We start from the raw sequence: 478 nt of genomic DNA on the forward strand, positions 1-478 counted from the left end.
GCTTCGTGTTCAGACTTATATTCAGAGCGGCAATGTTTTGTTCGAATCCGATCAGGATGAAGAATCGTTGCGCAAACAGATCGAGAATGAGATTGAAGCCGTCTTTCATATATCTTTAGCCGTGATTTTGAGAACAGCGGAGGATTTGAATCTCGTAGCCRCAAATTGCCCGTACACCGCAGACGAAATTGCCGTAGCAGAGTCTATGTCCGATGCAGAAAGCCTCTATGTAGCCTTCCTGCCTAAGGAGCCCTCCAAAGAAAGCTTAGCTCGTCTTGAAGTGTACCAGACGGAGGATGACCAGCTACGAACAAAAGGAAGAGAAATTTATCTACTGTACCGACACAGCATTCTAAAATCTAAGCTTGCCAATAACCTTCCCAAGCTCGATGTTCCTGCTACCGTGCGAAATTGGAAAACGCTGAGTAAGCTTGTTACTTTAGCTAATGCAATGACTGACTCCACGCGCCTATAGGAC

General features: G+C 45.7%; 1 protein-coding gene. It reads left to right on the forward strand.

What is annotated here, in order from left to right:
• A partial coding sequence (locus tag AC1DUA_RS40525) for a DUF1697 domain-containing protein (protein WP_477505006.1) occupies positions 1-475 on the forward strand: 475 nt, incomplete at its 5' end.
• Positions 476-478: the final 3 nt, after the last annotated feature.

It is taken from the genome of Paenibacillus sp. 01T422 (assembly GCF_056398785.1).